Annotated in this window: 15 protein-coding genes and 1 riboswitch; of the genes, 9 read left to right on the forward strand and 6 right to left on the reverse strand. The window is 72.5% G+C overall.

Annotated features, from left to right (window positions below):
- Positions 1-247 precede the first annotated feature (247 nt).
- The 6 genes from ABZ215_RS32880 (at position 248) to ABZ215_RS32905 (ending at position 10205) form a co-directional block, all read left to right on the forward strand.
- On the forward strand, positions 248-1906 hold the full coding sequence (locus ABZ215_RS32880; protein WP_354954092.1) for a hypothetical protein: 1659 nt from the start codon (positions 248-250) through the stop codon (positions 1904-1906).
- Positions 1907-1965: 59 nt separating this feature from the next.
- Positions 1966-2043, forward strand: a riboswitch (S-adenosyl-L-homocysteine riboswitch).
- A 15-nt stretch (positions 2044-2058) separates the two neighbouring features.
- Complete coding sequence (gene metH / locus ABZ215_RS32885; protein ID WP_354954094.1) at positions 2059-5667, forward strand: methionine synthase; 3609 nt, start codon at positions 2059-2061, stop codon at positions 5665-5667.
- Positions 5664-6533, forward strand: a complete 870-nt coding sequence (locus ABZ215_RS32890; RefSeq protein ID WP_354954096.1) for a hypothetical protein — start codon at positions 5664-5666, stop codon at positions 6531-6533. The genes metH and ABZ215_RS32890 overlap by 4 nt, the downstream gene beginning before the upstream one ends.
- Before the next feature lie 69 nt (positions 6534-6602).
- Complete coding sequence (locus ABZ215_RS32895) at positions 6603-7070, forward strand: DUF6292 family protein (protein WP_354954098.1); 468 nt, start codon at positions 6603-6605, stop codon at positions 7068-7070.
- Positions 7071-7446: 376 nt separating this feature from the next.
- Complete coding sequence (locus tag ABZ215_RS32900) at positions 7447-8625, forward strand: 4-hydroxybenzoate 3-monooxygenase (protein WP_354954100.1); 1179 nt, start codon at positions 7447-7449, stop codon at positions 8623-8625.
- Positions 8626-8729: 104 nt separating this feature from the next.
- On the forward strand, positions 8730-10205 hold the full coding sequence (locus ABZ215_RS32905) for a sigma-70 family RNA polymerase sigma factor (RefSeq protein ID WP_354954102.1): 1476 nt from the start codon (positions 8730-8732) through the stop codon (positions 10203-10205).
- Positions 10206-10517: 312 nt separating this feature from the next.
- Here ABZ215_RS32905 and ABZ215_RS32910 read toward each other — a convergent pair whose 3' ends face one another.
- From ABZ215_RS32910 to ugpC, 6 genes are all read right to left on the reverse strand, one after another.
- On the reverse strand, positions 10518-10871 hold the full coding sequence (locus ABZ215_RS32910) for an STAS domain-containing protein (protein WP_354712153.1): 354 nt from the start codon (positions 10869-10871) through the stop codon (positions 10518-10520).
- Positions 10868-11941 carry a B12-binding domain-containing protein gene (locus tag ABZ215_RS32915; protein ID WP_354954104.1) on the reverse strand — a complete coding sequence of 358 codons (1074 nt, stop codon included), beginning with the start codon at positions 11939-11941 and terminating at the stop codon, positions 10868-10870. The genes ABZ215_RS32910 and ABZ215_RS32915 overlap by 4 nt, the downstream gene beginning before the upstream one ends.
- An 8-nt stretch (positions 11942-11949) precedes the next feature.
- Positions 11950-13557, reverse strand: coding sequence for a SpoIIE family protein phosphatase (locus ABZ215_RS32920; protein WP_354954106.1), 1608 nt, complete (start codon positions 13555-13557; stop codon positions 11950-11952).
- A gap of 377 nt (positions 13558-13934) precedes the next feature.
- Positions 13935-15134, reverse strand: coding sequence for an ROK family protein (locus ABZ215_RS32925; protein ID WP_354954108.1), 1200 nt, complete (start codon positions 15132-15134; stop codon positions 13935-13937).
- Between the two features lie 48 nt (positions 15135-15182).
- Positions 15183-16361, reverse strand: coding sequence for a xylose isomerase (gene xylA / locus ABZ215_RS32930; protein WP_020420518.1), 1179 nt, complete (start codon positions 16359-16361; stop codon positions 15183-15185).
- 107 nt (positions 16362-16468) lie between these two features.
- Complete coding sequence (ugpC, locus tag ABZ215_RS32935) at positions 16469-17575, reverse strand: sn-glycerol-3-phosphate ABC transporter ATP-binding protein UgpC (RefSeq protein WP_017987899.1); 1107 nt, start codon at positions 17573-17575, stop codon at positions 16469-16471.
- A gap of 105 nt (positions 17576-17680) precedes the next feature.
- Between ugpC and ABZ215_RS32940 the strand changes: the two genes are divergently transcribed.
- From ABZ215_RS32940 to ABZ215_RS32950, 3 genes are all read left to right on the forward strand, one after another.
- The gene (locus ABZ215_RS32940) at positions 17681-18823 is read left to right on the forward strand and encodes an ROK family transcriptional regulator (RefSeq protein WP_354954136.1); all 1143 of its coding nucleotides are present in this window, start codon (positions 17681-17683) and stop codon (positions 18821-18823) included.
- A gap of 361 nt (positions 18824-19184) precedes the next feature.
- Entirely contained in the window at positions 19185-20141 is a 957-nt protein-coding gene (locus tag ABZ215_RS32945; protein WP_354954110.1) for an AraC family transcriptional regulator, read from the forward strand.
- A gap of 144 nt (positions 20142-20285) precedes the next feature.
- Entirely contained in the window at positions 20286-21026 is a 741-nt protein-coding gene (locus ABZ215_RS32950; RefSeq protein WP_354954112.1) for a response regulator transcription factor, read from the forward strand.
- Positions 21027-21035: the final 9 nt, after the last annotated feature.

Genomic DNA, 21035 nt, shown 5'->3' on the forward strand with positions numbered 1-21035 from the left:
CTTGGGGAAGCCGGCCCGCCGTTCTTTGTTCCGCGCTGTGACCGGCAGCCGCGGTGCTGGGCGATCTGCCCGGCGAGCGCCCCGGTGACCCCGGGGCCGCCGCGCCATCACCCGCATCCGGTCTTCTCGGCCGTTCGCCCGGGATTCCCGCCTGGTGCCAACCACGACGCGTCGATTCCGCATCGCGGTGACAAGTTCCGCGCCGGCCGTTGCCGCGCCCGCCGCCGGGCTCCTAGCCTCGCGTTTCGTGCGATTTCCCCTGGTTGTGGCCGCGACGCTGCTCATCTCGTCCGTGCCGGGAATCACCGCCGCGGCGGCGGTCGGCCGGACGGAGGCACCGGTCGTGACGAGCTCGCCGGTCGACTCGGTCGCCGAGTCGGTGGTGCGGGTGCGGGTGCCGCTGCCGGATTCGGCCGGGCCGCACCCGGAGGCGTGCGACTGGCTGTCCTACCTGCGGTACCGCGATGCCGCCGGTCCCGCCGACGCCGCGCGGGCGGACCGGATCCTGATCGCCCAGCCCGGGGTGCTCGAAGGCGCCGGGGCGTTCGACAACCTGGCCCGCCACACCGTGCGAAACGCCGCGCGGCAAGGGCGGCACATCGAGTTCTGGGCCCTGGACCGGCGGTCGAACTGCCTGGAGGACCACACCGGGCTCGCGGCCGGGCTCGCCGCCCGCGACCCGCACGTCGCCGTCGGCTACTACTACCTCGGCGCCGAGGTCGGCGGCAGGCGGTTCGCCGGCTACCTCGGCAACGGCCGCCTGGGCTGGCTCGCGCACCTCGGGCTGGAGCAGACGCTGCGCGACCAGTACGACCTGATGGTCCGCGAGCTGCCCGACCCGGCCGTGCGGGCGTCGAAGGTGCTGTGCGGCGGGCACTCGCTGGGCGGGACGCTCACCGGGTTCTTCGCGTCGTGGGACTTCGACGGCACACCCGGTCACACGCAGTGCGCCGGCTACTTCGCGCTCGACTCGGCGATCTCCACGTCGCTGGGCTCGCTCAGCGGGTTGCCGGACGCGATCGGCGCCGACGACCTCGGCTACGCCGCGACGCAGGCCGGGCTGGCGTCCGGGTTGCTGCCGCGGGCGCTGAACCTGCCGGTGCTGATCAACGCGGAGACGATGAACCTGCTCGGAGTGGCCGGGCTGGCCGCCGACGTCGACCCGGACGGGCCGTCGGACCTGGCGTCCTACCTCCCGTCGAACGCGAACCTGGAGACCACCTACCGGCTGCTGTTCTCGCGGGACGCGGTGGCGTTCGCGGCCGGGATCCCGTCGATCCGGGACTTCGCCATCACGAACGCGACCGCGCTGGGCGCGCTGCTCGACGACAACTCGCAGCCGCTGGCGTTCCTGCAGGCCAGCACAGGCTTCTTCGGCGGCGGTCCGGTGGCGGACAAGGACTTCCCGCTGCCGCACGAGCCGGCCGGGACGACCGGCGCGCTCGGCGTCGACCCGCTGGCCGTGCCGGTGGACCCGTCCGCGGATTACACGTGGCGCGACTACGACGACATCGACGCCACCGTGGCGCGCGACCGCCACGGCGCGCCGTTCACCGCCCCGGCGAAGGAGGTCACCGCGATCGCCGACCTGGCCCGCAGCCTCGCCGAGCACCCGCTGGACTTCACCGAGCAGTACTTCCCGTCGAAGCTGATGACCGACATCAGCCAGGCCGGCGCGGCGGAGATCCGCGCCCACGTGCGGCACCCCGAGGGCATCACGGCGCACCCCACGATCAACCTCCTCGCCGGCGACGGCCTGATCGCGCCCCGCGGCGAGCCTGCGACGGGGGAGACCGTGCTGGCGCCCGGGTACCAGCACCTGGACGTCCTCACCGCGGCGGCGCGCCAGAACACCGGCGAAGCCGAACCGGTGGCGGCGAACCTGACGCGCTTCGCTCTCGGCTGACGGTCCACATCGCGGGAACGGTTTTGGTGCCGCGGAGGGGCGTCCAGTACTGTGTTCGCCAGGCCGAGAGGCGCTGCAACGGACCCAGGTCCGCCACGCTCGGCCCCCGTGAACCGCAACAAGGGCGCCTCCCGACAGTTGGGAGGGCGCCGGTGGACACGACGAAGGCTCTGCGGGAAATCCTGAGCGACCGGGTGGCCGTCCTCGACGGCGCCTGGGGCACGATGCTGCAGGGCGCGGGCCTCACCCCGGCCGACTACCGCGGCGACGTGATCGGCGACCACCCTCAGGATGTCACCGGCGACCCGGACCTGCTCAACCTCACACGCCCCGACCTGATCCTCGACGTGCACCGGCAGTACCTCGCCGCGGGCGCGGACATCACCACGACCAACACGTTCACCGCGACGAGCATCGGCCAGGCCGACTACGGCCTCCAGCACCTCGTCCGCGAGATGAACGTGCGCGGCGCCCAGCTGGCCCGCCAGGCCGCCGACGAAGCAGGCGGCAGGTTCGTCGCCGGCTCCATCGGGCCGCTCAACGTCACCCTGTCCCTCTCCCCGAAGGTCGACGAGCCCGCCTACCGCGCGGTCACCTTCGACGAGGTCCGCGACGCCTACGCCGAGCAGATCGCCGCACTGGCAGAGGGCGGCGTCGACCTGCTGCTCATCGAGACGATCTTCGACACCCTCAACGCGAAGGCCGCCATCGCCGCGGCCCGCGACGTCGCCCCGCACCTGCCGCTGTGGATCTCGGTGACGATCGTCGACCTGTCCGGCCGCACCCTGTCCGGCCAGACCGTCGAGGCGTTCTGGAGCGCGATCGAGCACGCCGACCCGCTGGTCGTGGGCGTGAACTGCTCGCTGGGCGCCGAGGAGATGCGCCCGCACGTCGAGCAGCTGTCCCGCCTGGCGGGCACCTACGTCGCCTGCCACCCCAATGCCGGCCTGCCCAACGCCTTCGGCGGCTACGACCAGACTCCGGACGAAACCGCCCGCATGCTGGGCGAGTTCGCCGGCAGCGGCATGGTCAACATCGTCGGCGGCTGCTGCGGCACCGGCCCCGAGCACATCGCCAAGATCGCCCAGGCGGTGTCCGGCGCGGCCCCGCGCGAGGTGCCGCCGCCGCGCACCCACACCCGGTTCAGCGGGCTGGAGCCGTTCGAGATCGGCGCCGACACCGGGTTCGTGATGATCGGCGAGCGCACCAACGTCACCGGCTCGGCCAAGTTCCGGCGGCTGATCGAGTCCGGCGACTACCAGGCCGCCGTCGACGTCGCGCTGGACCAGGTCCGCGGCGGCGCCAACCTGCTCGACGTCAACATGGACGCCGACCTGCTCGACTCCGAGCACGCGATGACGACGTTCCTCAACCTGATCGCCACCGAGCCGGAGGTGGCCCGCATCCCGATCATGGTCGACAGCTCGAGGTGGAGCGTGCTGGAGGCCGGGCTCAAGTGCGTGCAGGGCAAGGGCGTGGTCAACTCGATCAGCCTCAAGGAGGGCGAGGAGCAGTTCCTGCGCCAGGCCCGGCGCATCCGCGACTACGGCGCCGGTGTCGTCGTGATGGCCTTCGACGAGAAGGGTCAGGCCGACACCACCGAGCGCAAGGTGGAGATCTGCGCCCGCGCCTACGACCTGCTCACGCGCGAGGCCGGGTTCCCGCCCGAGGACATCGTGTTCGACCCCAACGTGCTGGCCGTCGCGACCGGCATCGCCGAGCACAACGGCTACGCCAAGGCGTTCATCGAGGCGCTGCCGCTGATCAAGCAGCGCTGCCCGGGCGCGCGCACCAGCGGCGGCATCTCGAACCTGTCGTTCTCCTTCCGCGGCAACGACGTCGTGCGCGAGGCGATGCACTCGGCGTTCCTGTTCCACGCGGTGCGCGCCGGGCTGGACATGGGCATCGTCAACGCCGGCCAGCTCACCGTCTACGAGGACATCCCCGCCGACCTGCTGGAACTGGTCGAGGACGTGCTGTTCGACCGCCGCGAGGACGCCACCGACCGGCTGGTCGAGTTCGCCGAGACGGTCCGCGGCCAGGGCCGCAAGCGGGTGGTGGACCTGTCGTGGCGCGAGGCGCCGGTGGCCGAGCGGCTGCGGCACGCGCTGGTGCACGGCATCGTCGACTACATCGAGGACGACACCGAGGAGGCGCGGCAGAACTTCGCGCGGCCGCTGGAGGTCATCGAGGGCCCGCTGATGGACGGCATGAAGACCGTCGGCGACCTGTTCGGCTCGGGCAAGATGTTCCTGCCGCAGGTGGTCAAGAGCGCGCGCGTGATGAAGCGGTCGGTGGCCTACCTCGAGCCGTTCATGGAGGCCGAGAAGGAGGAGCTGCGCCGGTCCGGGCAGGTGAGCACCGAGCGCGGCCAGGGCAAGATCGTGCTGGCCACCGTGAAGGGCGACGTGCACGACATCGGCAAGAACATCGTCGGCGTCGTGCTGGGCTGCAACAACTACGAGGTGATCGACCTCGGCGTGATGGTGCCCGCGGCGAAGATCCTGGACACCGCGGTCGCCGAGAACGCCGACGCGATCGGCCTGTCCGGGCTGATCACCCCGTCGCTGGACGAGATGGTGTCGGTCGCGACGGAGATGCAGCGGCGCGGGCTGAAGATCCCGCTGCTGATCGGGGGCGCGACCACGTCCCGGCAGCACACCGCGGTGCGGATCGCGCCGGCCTACGACCACACGACGGTGCACGTGCTGGACGCGTCGCGGGTCGTCGGGGTCGTGTCGGACCTGCTCGACACCGACCGCGCGGCGGCGCTGGACACGGCGAACCGCGCGGAGCAGGAACGGTTGCGCGAGCAGCACGCCGGCAAGCAGCGCCGCCCGATGCTCACGCTGGAGCAGGCGCGGGCCAACCCGGAGCGGGTGTCCTTCGACGACCTGCCGGTGCCGTCGTTCACCGGGGTGCGCACGGTCTCGCCCGGGCTGCCCGCGCTGCGCGAGATGATCGACTGGCAGTTCCTGTTCCTGGCGTGGGAGCTCAAGGGCAAGTACCCGGCGATCCTGGACCAGCCGGTGGCGCGCGAGCTGTTCGACGACGCGAACACGCTGCTCGACGAGATCGTCGCGCAGGAGCTACTGGAGGCCCGCGGCGCCTACGGCTTCTGGCCCGCGCACAGCGAGGGCGACGACATCGTGCTGGAAAACGGTGTGCGGTTCCCGATGCTGCGCCAGCAGACGTCCAAACCGGACGGACGCGCGAACCGCTGCCTGGCCGACTACGTGGCCCCGGTGGGGGACCACCTCGGCGGGTTCGCGGTGACCGTGCACGGGGCCGAGGAGCTGGCGCGCCACTACGAGTCCCAGAACGACGACTACCGCGCGATCATGGTGAAGGCGCTGGCCGACCGCTTGGCCGAGGCGTTCGCCGAGTACATCCACCTGGAGGCCCGGCGGGAGTGGTTCGAGCCGGACGCGCAGCCGTCGCTGGCGGACCTGCACGCCGAGCGGTTCCGCGGGATCCGCCCCGCGCTCGGCTACCCGGCGAGCCCGGACCACAGCCAGAAGCGGGAGCTGTTCGACCTGCTGCGGGCTTCGGACCTGGGCCTCGGGCTGACGGAGTCGTTCGCGATGACCCCGGCGGCCAGCGTGAGCGGGCTGATCTTCGCCCACCCGGAGTCCCGGTACTTCACCGTGGGGCGCCTCGGACGCGACCAGGTGACCGACTACGCCCGGCGACGCGGCCTGCCACAGCCGGAAATCGAGAAGTGGTTGCGGCCCAACCTGGACTACGATCCCGCGGAGTGATGATCTCCGAGGAGCTCCGCGACACGGATGTGGTCGCGGAGCTCCAGTTGTGGTTCACCGCGCCCAGCCTCGGCGACGCCGTGACGGGCTGCCGGCACTTGATCGCCGCGCTGGGAGCGTGGCGATTTTCCATCGGGCCGGCCAACAGCGATCCGCCGGGACCGTACGACGCTCGGCTGTTGATCCGGTCCCGCTCGTGGGAGGGCGAAAGCGGGATCCAGGCGATCCGCCGGGTGGCGCTCGGGCACCTGGAGGTGATCGGGCTGGACCCGGCGTTGCTGGAGATCACCGAGATCGGCGGGCAGCCCTTTGGTCGCGTCTACCACGCCGAGCTGGCGGACGGCACGCTCGTGACGATGTTCGTCAAGCGGGGGCGAGACCCGTTCGGCACCGAGCCGGAGGACATCGAGGTCGAGGAGCTCGAACCGCTCGGCCCCGAGGGTGGCTTCGGCGAGGACGAGATCCGCGAGCTGATGGAGCTGGCGCACGCCGTCACCAGCACGCGGGTCGTGATCGTCGCCGAAATCTCCGGTGCGGACGGGATCGACGCGCGGGAGATGGTGCGCGAGCTGGCCGGCGAGCTCCGGCGGCACACGTTCCCGTCGGAGGAGGACATCGAGGTCAGCGAGCCGCGGCGGCGGCCGAGCGGGACGATCGAGGTCGCCGCGCTCGTGGGCGGCACCGAGCGGGAGGCGTTCGAAGCGGTGGAGGCCGCTGCCCGGGCGCTGCGGAGCTTCACCTGGCTGGAACCCGCCGCGGTCGACGATCCCGATCGCAAGGACTACTTCGCCGTCGAGGCGGTTCCACAGGAGCGGTTCGTCCGGCTGGAGGTCCACGCGGCGACGGGACTCGGCGTGGTCGGTTGAGGGGTTTTGGTCACCCGGTCAGGTGGTAGTCCGCCCGCACGGCCGACTACTCACTCAACGGGGCGTGAGATGCATCTGGAATACGAGCACGCGGCGGCCTCCGGGCTGCGTCGATACGTCAACACCGTCGCCGAGGAGCTGGGCTGCAGCGGCGAGGCCTACTACGCCCACCTGGACCCGCCGCCGGCGTACGCCTACCTCGCGCTCGACGACCGGCTGCGCGACCACCCCGCGCAGGACACGGCCCTGGTGTGGAACGAGCACGACGGCTGGGCGGTGGCGATCGAGACCACGGCCGGGCACGAGCTGAGCGTGGTCCGCTACTACGGCGCCGAGCTGCTGCCGCCACCGGCCGAGGTCGCCCGGTTCGTGGCCGAGGTCTTCGAGGGCCGCGCCCCCGACGCGGCGCCCGCCGGCACCACCGACAGCGCCGCGGTCCGCCAGCACCTAGCCACCTACGCGATCCCGTACCAGGACCGGCCTGTGCAGCGGTCCGGCCAGCCCGTCGAGCAGTCGCGCCGCGGCCCGGCCCGCTGACCCGGGCGGCACTGGTCGGTTCGACACTCCGGCCGCGCCGCTGCGGCCCGCTGAGCGGGGTGGCGCCTTCTGGTTCGGCACGCAGGCCCGCTGAGCCAGGCAGCACCTCCCAGTACGGCAGCCCGGCTCGCTGGCCCGGGCGCATCTACCGGTAGGGCCCCCGGCCCGCTGACCCAAGGGGCATCTTCTGGCGCGGCACCGTGGCTCGCTGCCACGGGGCGGCATTCTCCGATGCGCACCCCGGGCCCTGACCCAGGCGACACCCCCGGCACGGCACCCCCGCGGCCGCCACCGGCGCCCGAGCGCGCCGGAAACCGTTGCAGTGCTGGGCACTTTCCGGCACACTGCCGCAATCGCCACCACCTGGGGAGGAATCGTGGTCGCGCGTACCGGGGTCGTCGTCGTGGGGGCCGGGCCCGCCGGGCTGAGCCTCGCCAACGTGTTGCGGGACAGGGGAATCGACTGCGTGGTGCTCGAGGAGCAGACCCGCGCCTTCATCGAGGCCCGCCCGCGCGCCGGGTTCATCGAGGAGTGGGCCGTGCGCGCGCTCGACGAGCGCGGACTGGCCGACAAGCTGCTGTCCACCGCGCCGAGCCAGGGCCGCTTCGAGTTCCGGTTCGAAAACGGCCGCCACCCGTTCTCCTACGAGCAGTGGGCCGGCCAGCGCCACTTCGTCTACCCGCAGCAGCTGCTCGTCACCGACCTGGTCGCGCACTACGCCGACAAGGGCGGCGACATCGAGTTCGGGGTCCGGGACGTGGCCCTGCACGACATCGAATCGGCCACGCCGTCGGTCACCTTCACCGCCGCCGACGGCACCGCCCGCCGGCTCGGCTGTGACTTCATCGCCGGCTGCGACGGCGCCCAAGGCGTCACGCGGCGTCACCTCGCAGGCAACCTGCTGACCCACGACTACGGCATCGGCTGGCTGGCACTGCTCGCCGAGGCGCCGCCCAGTGCGGACGGCGTCCTGTTCGGCATCCACCCCCGCGGGTTCGCCGCGCACATGGCGCGCACCCCCACCGTCACGCGCTTCTACCTGCAGTGCCCGCCCGGCGACTCCGAGGACAACTGGCCGCACGAGCGCGTCTGGTCCGAGCTGCACCAGCGGCTGGGGGTGCCGGACGGCCCGCTCGTCGAGGGCGAGCTGATCGAGAAACGCGTCCTCGACATGCACAACTACGTCCACGAGCCGATGTGCCGCGGCAGGCTGTTCCTGGCGGGCGAGTCGGCGCACCTGGTCGCGCCGATCGCGGCGAAGGGCCTCAACCTCGCCCTGCACGACGCGTTCCACCTGGCTGAGGCGATCGAGGCCCACTACGGCGGCGACGACGGGCCGCTGGCCCGCTACTCGGACACCTGCCTGGCCCGCGTGTGGCAGTACCAGGAGTTCTCGCAGTGGCTGTCGGACATCTTCCACAGCTCCACCGTCGACCCGCCCGCCGACCCGTTCCGCGCCCGGCTGGCACAGGCCCGCCTGCGCCGCCTGCTCGGATCACCCGCCGCCGCGGCCGCGTTCAGCGAGATCTACATCGGCAAAGCCGCCGATTTCTGACCAATCCCGTGCGGTGATCCACGCGGCGTGGCAGGCTGCCCCGTAACGAAACTCGCGAGTGCGGAGTCTCCTCGGGCAAGGGCGCCCGGGCGACGAGGAGGACCATGGCGGGGGACACGGACGTCGATGCCGACCTGATCGAGGCGGTCCGCGCGGGCGACCTGCTCGCCTACGACCGTCTCTTCCGGCGGCACCTGCCCGCGGCGCGCCGGGTGGCGTCGATGATGTGGCGGGACCGGTCCGAGGTGGACGACCTGGTGGCCGAATCGTTCCTGCGGGTGCTCGCCGCGATCCGGGACGGCGCCGGCCCGGCCGAGCGCTTCCGGCCCTACCTGCTCGTGACGCTGCGTAACCTGGCGATGGACTGGGGTCGCCGCCGCGAGCGGTGCGACCCGTGGGCCGCCTGCCGCGACGAGGGCACGCCGGGTGTCGAAGAGATCGTGATCGACCGGCTCACCGGCGAGGTGGCGCTCTCGGCGTTCGAAACCCTGCCGCCGCGCTGGCGGTACGTGCTGTGGCACACCGAGATGCTGGGCACCCGGCCCGCGGCGCTGGCCGACGAGCTGGGCATGACGGCCAACGGGGTCGCTGCGCTCGCGGTGCGCGCCCGTGAGGGTCTGCGGCAGGCGTTCCTGCAGGCCCATGTACCCGCGGCGCGCGCCGAGGACTGCCGCAGCGTGCGGCGGCGGCTGGGCGCGTGGACGCGCGGGAAGGTGACCGCGCGGCAGGGGCGGGCGGTGTCGGCGCACCTGGCCGGCTGCCCCAAGTGCCACCGGGTGGCGGCGGTGCTGGAGACGGTCAACGGCGGGCTGCCCGCGCTGGCGCTGTTGCCGCTGCTCGGGAGGCTGCTCGGTGGCGGCGGGGCGCCCGCGGCGTCGGTGGCCGCCGGGGGCGGAGTGGCGGCGATCTCGAAGATGGCCGCGGCCGTGACGCTGGCCGCGGTCGCGGCGGTCGCCGGGCCGGTGGTGGCACCCGACCGGGCGGCCGCGCCGGAGGCCTTCGCGGCGGCGCCGGTGCGGCCTGCCGTGCCGGGTGTTGCTGCTGTGGCTCCCCAGGCCGGCGCCGGGGCCAACGAGAACGGCCGGCCGAAGGACGGCGCCCCGAACGCCAACGGAGCCGCGCACGGCAACGCCGGGGCCCAAGGCAACGCCGAGCCCAAGGGCGGCGCGGTAGCCAGGAGCAACGCCGGAGCGAAGGGCAGTGCCGGGGCCAAGGGGAGCGCCGGAGCCAACGGCAATGGTGGGGCCAAGGGCAGTGCCGGGGCCAAGGGGAGCGCCGGAGCCAACGGCAATGGTGGGACCAAGGGCAGTGCCGGGGCCAAGGGCAACGCTGAGGCCAACAGCAATGCCGGGGCCAAGGGCAACGCCGGAGCGAAGGGCAATGCCGGGGCCAAGAGCAGCGCCGGAGCCAAGAGCAGTGGCGCGGCCAAGGGCGGCGCTGGCGGCAAGGGCAATGGCGAGGTCAAGGGCAATGGAGCGGCGACGAGCGCGACCGGCCAGGCCATGGCCGCCGCGCCGAAGGCGACCAAGCCGGAACATCCCGAGCCGAAGGTGAATCCCGGCAAGTCGCCGCGGAAGTGACGGGCCACCCGCCCCGCACCCGGCTGCTCGCGAAGCAGGACTGCCCGAGCAACTCGCGGGTGGCGGCCCGTTGTGGCTGGTGCGCTGCTCGCGCAGCGAGACGTGTCCGAGTAAAATCGTAAGTAGCGGGCCCCTATGGCCCTGGCTCGCGCAGCGAGGCTGGTCCGAGTAGCGCGCGGGGCGGCGGTCCGTGGGGGCTGGTGCGCTGCTCACGCCGCGCGAGCCTGTTCGGTTGGCTTGCCGGGCGGTGCGGGTGGGAGGTAGCCGGCTCGCTCGCGCAAGCACTTCGGGTCCAAGCGGTGCGCCCCGGCGCTAATCGGCCTCGCCCTGGCTGGCTTTTCGAGCCGGGGCCGTCAGGTAGTCCAGCGTGCGCGTCATGTCGAGCAGCCGCTCCAGCACGGGCGGCCGGTCGTCCAGGTGCAGGTTCGCCCCGGCGCTCTGCACCCGCCGCGCGATCATCAGCAGCGTGGACAGCCCGTAGGAGTCGCAGAAGTCCAGCGACCCGAAGTCGAGCCGGACGTCGCGCAGGCCGGGCGCCAGCCGGGCGGTCACCTCGCTCAGCAGGCCGTCGCCGCTGTGGTAGTCCAGGTTCCCGGCGAGGGCGCCGTGCAGCGTCCGGGCGTCGGGGGTCGTCCAGCTCGTCGTCAGCGGCCGCGGTTCGGTCATCCCGGCCCGCCCGTCCCGAGGCGGCCGGCCAGCTCCTCCCGCGCCTGCGCCAGCAGCGCCGTCGCCCGCGGGAAGTCCCGCAGCTCCCCGGTCAGCAGGTCCAGCGCCGGGATCAGCGACCCCGGCGGCACCCTGCGCGCGGCCAGGATGTCGGCGGTCCAGGTCAGGAACGCGGTGAACAGCGAGGCGTCGCCGGTGTAGAGCGCCGTCGACAGGAAATCGACGATGTGCGCCAGGTCCTCAGTGGTGTACTGGCGCTGCAGCTCGGTGTACTCGCGCATCGCGGGCAGGTGCTGCTCGAGCCCCGCGTACACCGCGCGCACCAGCTGCGGCGAGCTGCGGCGGACCAGCGTGTACTCCTGGTCGGCCAGGTGCGGCAGGTCGTCGATCAGCTGGTGCGGGGCGTGCGGCCGGGGCAGCGGGTCGTTCGCGAGCCGGTCCGCGGCGGCACGCGCGTCGGGCGCCCACGCCTCCGCGCCCAGCAGCCGCGCCCATCGGCCGTCCGGGCCGAACGCGGCGCCACCGGCGATCACCGGCACCCCGGCGGCCTGGCACGCGCTGATCGTGGCGTGCGCGGCGGGCAGCCGGGTGGGCAGCGAACCGGACAGCGCGACCGCCTCCGGCCCGGTCCGGTGCAGGTGCGTGATCAGGTGCGGGGTGGGCACCTGCGCGCCCAGGTAGTCGACCCGGAACCCCCGCAGCGTCAGCACTTCGGCCAGCAGCCGCGCCGGCAGCGCGTGCCACTCACCGTCCACACAGGACACCGTGAGGCGCCCGCGGGTCACCCGGGGCCGTGGCGCCTCCCGGACGAGGTGGACGATCGCCCGCTCGTTGATCGCCGTCGCCGCGTGCTCCTGCGCGACGCTGATCCGGTTGGCCGCCCACTCGTGCCCGACCCGGCGCTGCACCGCGCCGATGACGTCCAGCAGCACGGCCTCCGGGCCGATGCCGTCGTGCAGCGCGGCCAGCACCGTGTCGGTGGCGGTGTACTCGTCGCCGTCGAGGACGGCGTCCCACAGCCGCTCGGCGTGGTCCGTGGTGTCCGCGGGCTGTGTCACGATCTTGTTCATGCTGCCGCCTACGGGGATCCGGGACCGCGCACGGCGGTCAGGTGCCGCCCGCGCGGGGCGGTGATGGCGAGCAGGGCCATGTCGTCGTGCTGACCGGCGCCGACCCATTCGGTCGCGAGCATCTGCACGCGCTCGACGACCGCCTCGGCGGGCATCCCGGCGCATTCGCCGAGCGCGCGGCGCAGCCGGGCCTCGCCGAACATCTCGCCGCCGAGCGGTCCGCCCCGCGCCTCGGTGATGCCGTCGGTGTAGAGCAGGCAGGTCTCGCCAGGGGCCAGCACGACGTCCTCGCTGGAGACCTCGATCTCCGGCAGCACGCCGATCAGGCTGCCGCGGCAGGCGACCTCCCCGACCGTCCCGTCGGCTCGGACGACCAGCGGCGGCAGGTGCCCGGCGCTGGTGACCCGCAACCGGACCTCCTGACCGTGCCGGCACGCCGAGGCCAGCGCCAGCGTGGCGAACCGCGTGTGGTGCGAGCTGAGCAGCGACGAGTTCAGCAGCCGGAGCATGCGGCCGTGGTCGTCCGCCATCGGCAGCAGGGCCTGCAGCGTGTTGCGGATCTTGCCGGTGAGCACGGCGGCTTCGAGCCCTTTGCCGCACACGTCCCCGAGCAGGGCCAGCGACTCGCCCTCCCCGAGCGGGTGCACGTCGTAGAAGTCGCCGCCGAGCCGGTCGGCGTCCTGGGCCGGACGGTAGCCGCCGGCGAACTCCACCCCGCCGATCTGCTCCAGTACCGGCGGCAGCAGCTCTTCGGTGAGGACCTCGGTGATCGAGCTCTGCTGTTCGAACAGGCGCGCCGCGGACATCGCCGCGCCGGAGCGGGCGGCGAACAGGCGCGCGAACACCTCCTCGTCCTCGGTGAAGGCGTGGTGCTCGGTGCGGCGCAACAGGATCAGCACGCCCGCCGGGACGCCGTGGCCGGGCAGCGGGGTCACCACGATCGAGCCGACCTGGCCGAACCCCTCCGGCACGATCCACGACGGGGCCTGGGCCGGGTCGATCCAGCGGGACGGCACCGGCGGGAACCCCTGCAGCGCCTCGGCCAGCCCGGGCAGCTCGTCCGGGTCGATCTCCAGGGTCAGCGGGCGGGGCCGCTCGCCGCGCACGCACACGACCGCGGAGTAGCGGCCGCGCGTGCCCGGCGCGACGATCCACGCCGCGTCGGCGAGGTGGCCCGCGGACAGTTCGGCGGCCACCTCCATGCTGCGGGGCACGTTGAGCGACCCGAGGAGCGCGTTCGAGGCCGCGCTGAGGAAGGCGGTGCGTTCCCGTTCCCGGCGCAGCGCCTCGCGGGCCGCGTGGAGCTCGGTGGTCTCCACGAGCCACCACATGACCGGTCCCTCCGGCTGCCGGACCGGGTGCGCGTCGAAGGTCCGGTCGTCGACCCGCCCGGCCGCGAGAGCGGATCCGGCGGTGTGGGCGGCGCACAGCCAGGCCGAGACGCAGTCGGCGAGCGCGCGCCCGGGACGCAGGGCGGGGAACAGCAGACGGGCGGCTTCGTTGGCCGCGTGGACGGTGCCGTCCGGGGCGGCCAGCAGAGCGGGGTACGGCGCACCGTCCCAGCCCGCGTCGATCCCGGCGGGGGAGGCGGAGACGAGACGGTCGGATTCAGTCAAGACGTGGGCGCCGGCGTGCCCGCTCCCTTCGAACGTGGGTGAGATGCCTCGGCATCAGCTTCCCCCAGCGCGCCGGACGGGGGCAAACCGGGCCCGGTGATCAACCTGGGCCGGATGGTCGATCCGGGACCAGTGGTGGTCAGGGGAGCGGGCAGGGTTGGTGAGGACCGCGGGGAGTTGCTGGTGTGCGGTGCTGGTCGTGGGTAGATCGGGGTTGGTGGTCGGCCGGTGCTGGCGTGGAGGGTTGGTGCTGGACCAGCGCCGGTCAGGGGAGCCGGCGGGCGGGGTTGGTGAGGACCGCGGCCAGCTGCTGGTAGGCGGCGCCGGTCGCGGGTAAACCGGGCCCGGCCGGACGGTCGATCCTGGACCAGCGCCGGTCAGGGGAGCCAGCGTGCCGGGTCGGCGAGGACCCCGGCCAGTTCCCGGTACGCGGCGCCGGTCGCGCCGGGGGCGGGGATGTTCTTCGCCGCGTGGATGGCGGGCGGCGTCCACCGCGCGGACAGCACGCGTTCCCGCAGACGGCTCTCCAGCTCCGGCCGCAGCAGGTCCGCCACCTGCGCCAGGTGCCCGCCGAGCACCACCGTCGGGATGTCCAGCACGTTGATCACCCCGGCCAGCGCCACGCCGAGCGCTCGTGCGGCCGTGGTCACCGCCTCCCGTGCCCGCGCGTCGCCTGACGCGGCGAGCTCCGCCAGGTGCGCCGGGGTCGACGCGGGCGTCAGGCCGGCGGCGGCGAGCAGTGCGTCCCGGCCGGCGTAGGTCTCCAGGCAGCCCGTCGACCCGCACCGGCAGGCCGGGCCTGCCGGGTTGACGCACACGTGCCCGATCTCGCCCGCCCACCCGTGCCGCCCGGCCATCACCTCGCCGCCGACGACGGCCGCACCGCCGATGCCGATCTCGCCCGACAGGTACACGAAGTCCGGGAACGGCCCCGGCCGTCCTGGGGCGACCTCGGCGACCGTGCGGGCCGCGAGGCTGGCCTCGTTGCCCACTCGCAGCGGCAACCCGGCCACCGCGGCCGGGTCGAGCAGCTCCGCGGGCCGCACCCCGGACCAGCCGAGGTTCGGCGCGCGCAGCAGCGTGCCGGTGGCGGCCGCGACGATGCCGGGCAGCGCCAGGCCCGCCCCGACCAGCCGCAGGCCTTCGGGCAGCCCGGCCAGCACCCGCGCGGACAACGCGCCCAGCCGGTCCAGCGTCGCCGCCGGATCGCTTTCCACCAGGTCGGCGTACTCCAGCGACTCGGCGACCACGCGGCCGCGCAGGTCGGCCACCCGCACGGCGAGGAACCCGGCGTTGACCTGCAGCCCGACCGCGGCCAGCCGGGACCCGGGCACCAGGGGAGTGGCCGGACGGCCGCGCCTGCCGCCGCCGTCCGGCTCGATCTCGCCGAGCACCCCGCCCGCGACCAGCTCGTCGGCCAGCCGCGTGGCGGTGGTGCGGGTCATCGAGGTCGCCGCCGCCACGTCCGCCCGCGACAACGGCCGGGCGGACGCGCACACGGTGCGCGCCACCAGCGCCAGGTTGCTCGCCCGGAGGCTGGACTGGCGGGCGCTCGTCTGCTGATCGAGGGCGGTCACGGCGGCGATCCTAACGACGCACTGATTTCGTCCAGCGGATGGACGAAATCAGCCGATCAGGTGCTCGAGCGCGAGCTGCTGCAGCTGGACGAACCCGTAGTCGCGCTGGGCGGCCTTCTCCGGGTCGAAGCCGTCGTCGGCGGCCAGGAAGTCCGCCACCGACTCGCCCGCGCCCAGCGTCGGCTCGGCCAGTTCGAGGATCCCCGCCCGGTCCCACGCCTCGCGGACGCGCGGGTCCTCGCGGAAGGCCTTCGCCTTCTCGGCCAGCATCAGGTAGGTCGACATGCACGCCCGCGCCGAGTCCCAGATGCCGTCGAGGTACTCGGTGCGCGAGGGCTTGTAGTCGAAGTGCCGCGGGCCGGTGTAGCGGGGCGCGTCCGGGGAGCCGGGGAAGCCGTTCTCCAGCAGGTCCACGGTGAAGAACGCGGAGATCAGGTCGCCGTGGCCGAACACCAGGTCCTGGTCGTACTTGAGGCCGCGCTGGCCGTTGAGGTCGATGTGGAACAGCTTGCCGCTCCACAGGGCCTGGCCCAGCGCGTGCGTGTAGTTGAGGTTGGCCATCTGCTCGTGCCCGGTCTCCGGGTTGAGGCCGACGATGTCGCCGTGCTCCAGCTGCGCGATCAGCGCCAGCGCGTGGCCCACGGTCGGCAGGAAGATGTCGCCGCGCGGCTCGTTCGGCTTGGGCTCCAGGCCGATCCGCAGGCCGTAGCCCTGCGACTTGATGTAGCCGGCGACGGTGTCCAGGCCCTCCTTGTAGCGCTCGAACGCCGCGTAGAGGTCCTTCGAGCCGTCGTACTCGGAGCCTTCGCGGCCGCCCCACATGACGAACGTGCTCGCGCCCATCTCGGCGGCGATGTCGACCGCCTGCAGCACCTTGCGCAGCCCGAACCGGCGCACGCCGCGGTCGTTGGAGGTCAGGCCGCCGTCCTTGAACACCGGGTGGCTGAAGGTGTTGGTGGTGACCATCTCGATCACCAGGCCGGCCTTGTCGGCGGCGTCCTTGAGCCGCCCGGTGAGGCGCTGCTTCGTGGCGAGGTCGGCGTCGAAGGGGAAGACGTCGTTGTCGTGGAAGGTGATGCCCCAGGCGCCCAGCTCGGCGAGCTTGTCGGAGTACTCCCACGGGTCCAGCGCCGGGCGGCTCGGGCCGCCGAAGGGGTCCGTGCCGGTCCAGCCCACGGTCCACAGGCCGAACGAGAACTTGTCCTCAGGGGTCGGTTGGCGCACCATCGCAGCTCCTCCGGGTTTTGTTTTCCGGAGTAACTTATTCGCGAGAGGTGCGGACAGTCAAGGGGCCGGTGGCGGATCCGCCACCGGCCCCTCGTGATGTTGTCGCCTTAGTCGGCGGAGGGCAGCCGCTCGCCCGTCTCAGGGTGGAAGGCGTGCACCTCCTCGGCGTCGCCGACCGCGATCTGGACGGTCTCGCCCAGCTGCGGCGGGCGGCGGCCGTCGGCGCGGACCACGAACCGCTCCACGCGGTCGCCGATCTTCACGCCGCCGTGGATGTAGGCGTCCGCGCCCAGCTCCTCGACTAGTTCGACGGTCAGCTTGGCCGCCTGCTCACCGGCGCCGGCCAGGCGCAGCGACTCCGGCCGCAGGCCCAGCGTCACCGACTCCACCCCGGCTGAGCGCGCCGCGGCGAGCGTCGCGCGGGGGAGCGGCACGGTCAGCCCGTCCAGCTGCGCGCCGTCCGGGGTCAGGGCGACCGTCTTGAGGTTCATCGCGGGCGAGCCGATGAAGCCGGCCACGAAGGCGTTGCGCGGGCGCTCGTACAGGTTGCGCGGGGTGTCGCACTGCTGGAGCTTGCCGTCCTTGAGCACCGCGACCCGGTGGCCCATCGTCATGGCCTCGACCTGGTCGTGCGTGACGTAGATGGTGGTGGTGCCCAGGCGCTTCTGCAGCGCGGCGATGTTCGCGCGGGTCTCCACGCGCAGTTTCGCGTCCAGGTTGGACAGCGGCTCGTCCATCAGGAACACGGCGGGCTCGCGGACGATCGCGCGGCCCATGGCGACCCGCTGGCGCTGACCACCGGAAAGCGCTTTCGGCTTCCGGTCCAGGTACGGGGTCAGGTCGAGCAGGGCGGCGGCCTCGCGCACCCGCTCGGCGATCTTGGCCTTGGAGACCCGCTTGAGCTTGAGCGCGAAGCCCATGTTCTCGGCGACCGTCATGTGCGGGTAGAGGGCGTAGGACTGGAACACCATCGCGATGTCGCGGTCCTTCGGCGGGACGGCGGTGACGTCCTTGCCGTCGATGTGGATGGCGCCCTCGTCGACGTCCTCCAGGCCGGCGAGCATCCGCAGGGCCGTCGACTTGCCCGAGCCCGACGGGCCGACCAGAACCAGGAACTCGCCGTCGGCGATGTCGAGATCGAGGCTGTCCACGGCCCGGACCGGCGGGTTGCCGGGGTAGAGCCGCGACGCCTGCCGGTAGCTGACCTCAGCCATGGGGACCGCCCTTCGCGTCACGTCGTCGTACCCGGACTGTCTATCCGGACGGTCGCGGTGCTGGCCAGAGTTCGTCAATTCACTAAACTGACGAATGTGGAGGCGATGGGCGCGCAGGCGATGCGGCGGCACAACGTCGCGCTGGTCATGGAGCTGATCGCGCGGGACGCGCCGGTGTCGCGGGTCGAGCTGGCGCAGCGGACGGGGTTGACGAAGGCCACGGTGTCCAGCCTGGTGGCGGAGCTGACCGGGGCCGAGCTGGTGCGGGACCTCGGCCCGGAGCCGGGCCGCGCGCCGGGGCGTCCGGCGGGGCGGCTGGTGCTCGACCCGTACGGGCCGGTGGCGCTGGGGCTGCAGTTCGGGTCCGGGCACATCGCCGGGGTGATCCTGGACCTGTCCGGGCGGCCGCTCGCGCGGGAGCTGCGGCGGTTCGACGTGGCCGGGGCCGGCGCGGCGGAGGGTGCGCGCGCGGCGCGGCCGGTGCTGCGGCGGCTGTTCGACGAGGCGACCACGGCCGGGCGGCTGGTGGCCGGGGTGGGGGTCGCGGTCGGCGGGCTGGTGTCGCGCGGGCTGGTGACGGCGTTGCCGCTGGGCTGGCGCGGGGTCGACGTGCGGACGCTGGTGGCGGGGGAGTTGCGGGCGCTGGACCTGCACGGGCTGGACGTGCTGGTGGCCGGCGAGGTGGCGTGCGCGGCGCTGGCGGAGTACCAGGCCGGGGCGGCGCGGGACTGGTGGTACCTCGGCGGTGAGGAGGTGATCGGGCTCGCGCCGCTGAACCCGGCGGCCGAACTGGCCGGCGACCTGGGGCACGTCCCGGTGCGGCGCCGCGGTGAGGTGTGCGCCTGCGGCGGGCGGGGGTGCCTGGAGCTGTACGCGGAACGCGCCGGGATGGCGGCGTCGGCGGGCGTGGCGGACGCGGGGGTGGCCCGGCTGCTGGGGGTGGAGGAGCCGCTGGTTTCGCGGGTCCGCTCGGGAGACCCCGCGGCGTTGCGCGCGGTGGACCGGGCAGCCGAGGCGATGGCCGACGCGCTCGTCGGGGTGCGCGCGCTGCTCGCCCCGGAGACGATCGTGCTGGGCGGACGGCTCGCGGCCTTCGGGGAGCCCTTCCGGCAGCGCGTGGTGGAGCGGCTCGCGCCGGGGCTGACCCTGCGCCCGGCGAAGCTGGGCGCGGACGCGGCACTGCGCGGCGCGGCGGGGAGCGTGATCGCCCGGGTGGTGGCGGACCCGCTGAGCTGGATCGAGGGCTGAGTATCCCGTGGCCGGCGAGAGCGTGCCTTCCAGAGCGGATCGGTTGTCCGCGAGCGAGAAAACCGGCCACGCCCGCCGCGAGCCTCCTGGACGCAGACCTCGGGGGCCGGGTTCACCGGAATGACCGGTGGACTTCACCGCGCTGTCTCCGGTACCCCTGCCTGTTCTGAGATCGTTGGCTTGGGCGAGTGTTGCCGTGGTTAGCCGACTTGTGCCATCGTCGAAGAGGGTGCAATTTGCAGAGAGCATGATGCCGTGGGGGGCTGATGAACGAGCGGGGACGTCCGAGATTCGCTGCGCCGGGGCGGCACGGGTGACAGCGGCGCCGGAATCCCTGTGGCGGCAGGAGGTTCCCCTGTCGTTGTTCGAGTTGTACCGGTCCGACAACTTGGAGTACGTGCGCGAACAGGCGGGACGCATCTTCACGCCGCATCGCCTACGTGCAGTCGGCCGGGTCACGCGCCTCGATGCGGTCATGTGCAGCCGGCGGATGCGCGACATTTCCTTCACATATGCGAGCTATGGGGCGGAGGTGCAGATCGCGTGCGGTGAGCTGCGGGACTACTATGTAGTACAGATTCCGTTGTCCGGAGGAACGGTCGTCCGGCATGGCCGCCGCCAGGCTTGGGGCGGCCGCGAGACGGCGTCGGTGTTGTCGCCCTTCGATTCGCTTCGCATGCGATGGTCCGCCGATTGTGCTCAGCTCGTCTGTCGTATCGAGAGACCAGCGCTCGAGTCACGGTTGAGCGAGATGATGGGGCGGTCGCTGACTGCGCCGCTGTCGTTCGACACCGCGATGAATGTGGCCGACGGACCCGGGAGAGCCTGGCGTGTGTGGCTGGAGAACATCGTGGCGGAGCTCAGCCGTCCAGATTCCGTTGTGGACGATCCATTGGTGCTGCCCAGTGTCGAGCAGACGTTGATGGCCGGTCTGCTGGTGTCCCAGCCGCACAACTACTCGTCCGCACTGCGGCGTCAGCAGCGGTCCGTTCCCTCACGCGTGGTGAGGCTGGTGGTGGACCGCATGGAGGCCGATCCAGGCTTTCCGCACACAACCGCCAGTCTCGCCAAGGCGGCGGGAGTCACCGACCGTTCGCTCCAGCTCGCCTTCCGCAAGGAATTGAACCTCCGGCCCATGGAGTACCTCCGGCAGGTGCGTTTGCGCCGGGTTCACGACGAGTTGCTCGCGGCCGATGCTGAAACGGTGAGTGTGACGGAAGTCGCACGAAAATGGGGCTTCTCCCATGTGGGGCATTTCGCCGCCCGGTATCGGGAACGCTTCGGCGAGAATCCCTCGGACACCTTGCGGCGTGGATGAGCGAATGTTTTCGACAACCTCCCGAACGGGCCCGGCCTGATCTTTCGGAGATCGGATGGTGATCTTCGGTCACGGGATGGAACCGCGTTTGCCGGCCTGCAAGGCTGAAAAGCGTCGGAGATCCTACGCCGAGAGGTGACACGCATGAGACCGAGTTCGGTCGCGGGAGTTGACGCGTTTTCGCGAACTGATTCTGCTGGTATTCCGGTTCCCGCGGTGGCGGTGTGCACGGCATTCATCATCGACCACGTGCCGTTGACGCGGTTCGGGTTGCGGGCGGTACTGGAGTCCACGGCCGGGGTCACCGTGGTCGGCGAGGCCGGCACAGAGGCGGATGCCTTGGCGAAACTCGGAGAATGCCGTCCCAGCTTGGTGGTCGCCGGGCTGCCGGCGGGAGGCCACGACGATTACGTGAACGTGTTGCGTGCGGCGAAAGAAGCGTCTCCTCCCGCTGCGGTACTCGTGATGAGCGAAGAGAACTCGCCGACGGCGGTGGCGGGTGCGATCAATGCCGGTGCGGACAGCTTCGTGCACAAGTCGCTGAGTTGCGGCGCTCTCGCGGAGGCGATCGTGCGCACTGGTCGCGGCGACCGCGTGTGGCTGCTTGCGCCGGAGTCGTCCTCTCCGGGCCTGCGGGCTGCTGAGTCGGCCTCGCGCGGAATGGCCCGCCGGGAGAACGAGATTCTCGGCCTGATGGTCAACCGCTTGTCCAACGAGGAGATAGCGCAGCTGCTGAACCTCGCTCCGCAGACCGTCAAGAACTACGTGAGCCGGATCCTGCACAAGCACGGTGTCGTCAGCCGCCGCGAGCTGTTCAAGGTGCTGGGCATTCACGGTGTTCCGCTGCAGCCGATGCCGCACGACCGTGAGCGGAAACCGGCGTAAGGGGCAGTA

The organism is Amycolatopsis sp. NPDC006131 (assembly GCF_040614175.1).
Classification (GTDB): Bacteria; Actinomycetota; Actinomycetes; order Mycobacteriales; family Pseudonocardiaceae; genus Amycolatopsis_E; species Amycolatopsis_E tucumanensis.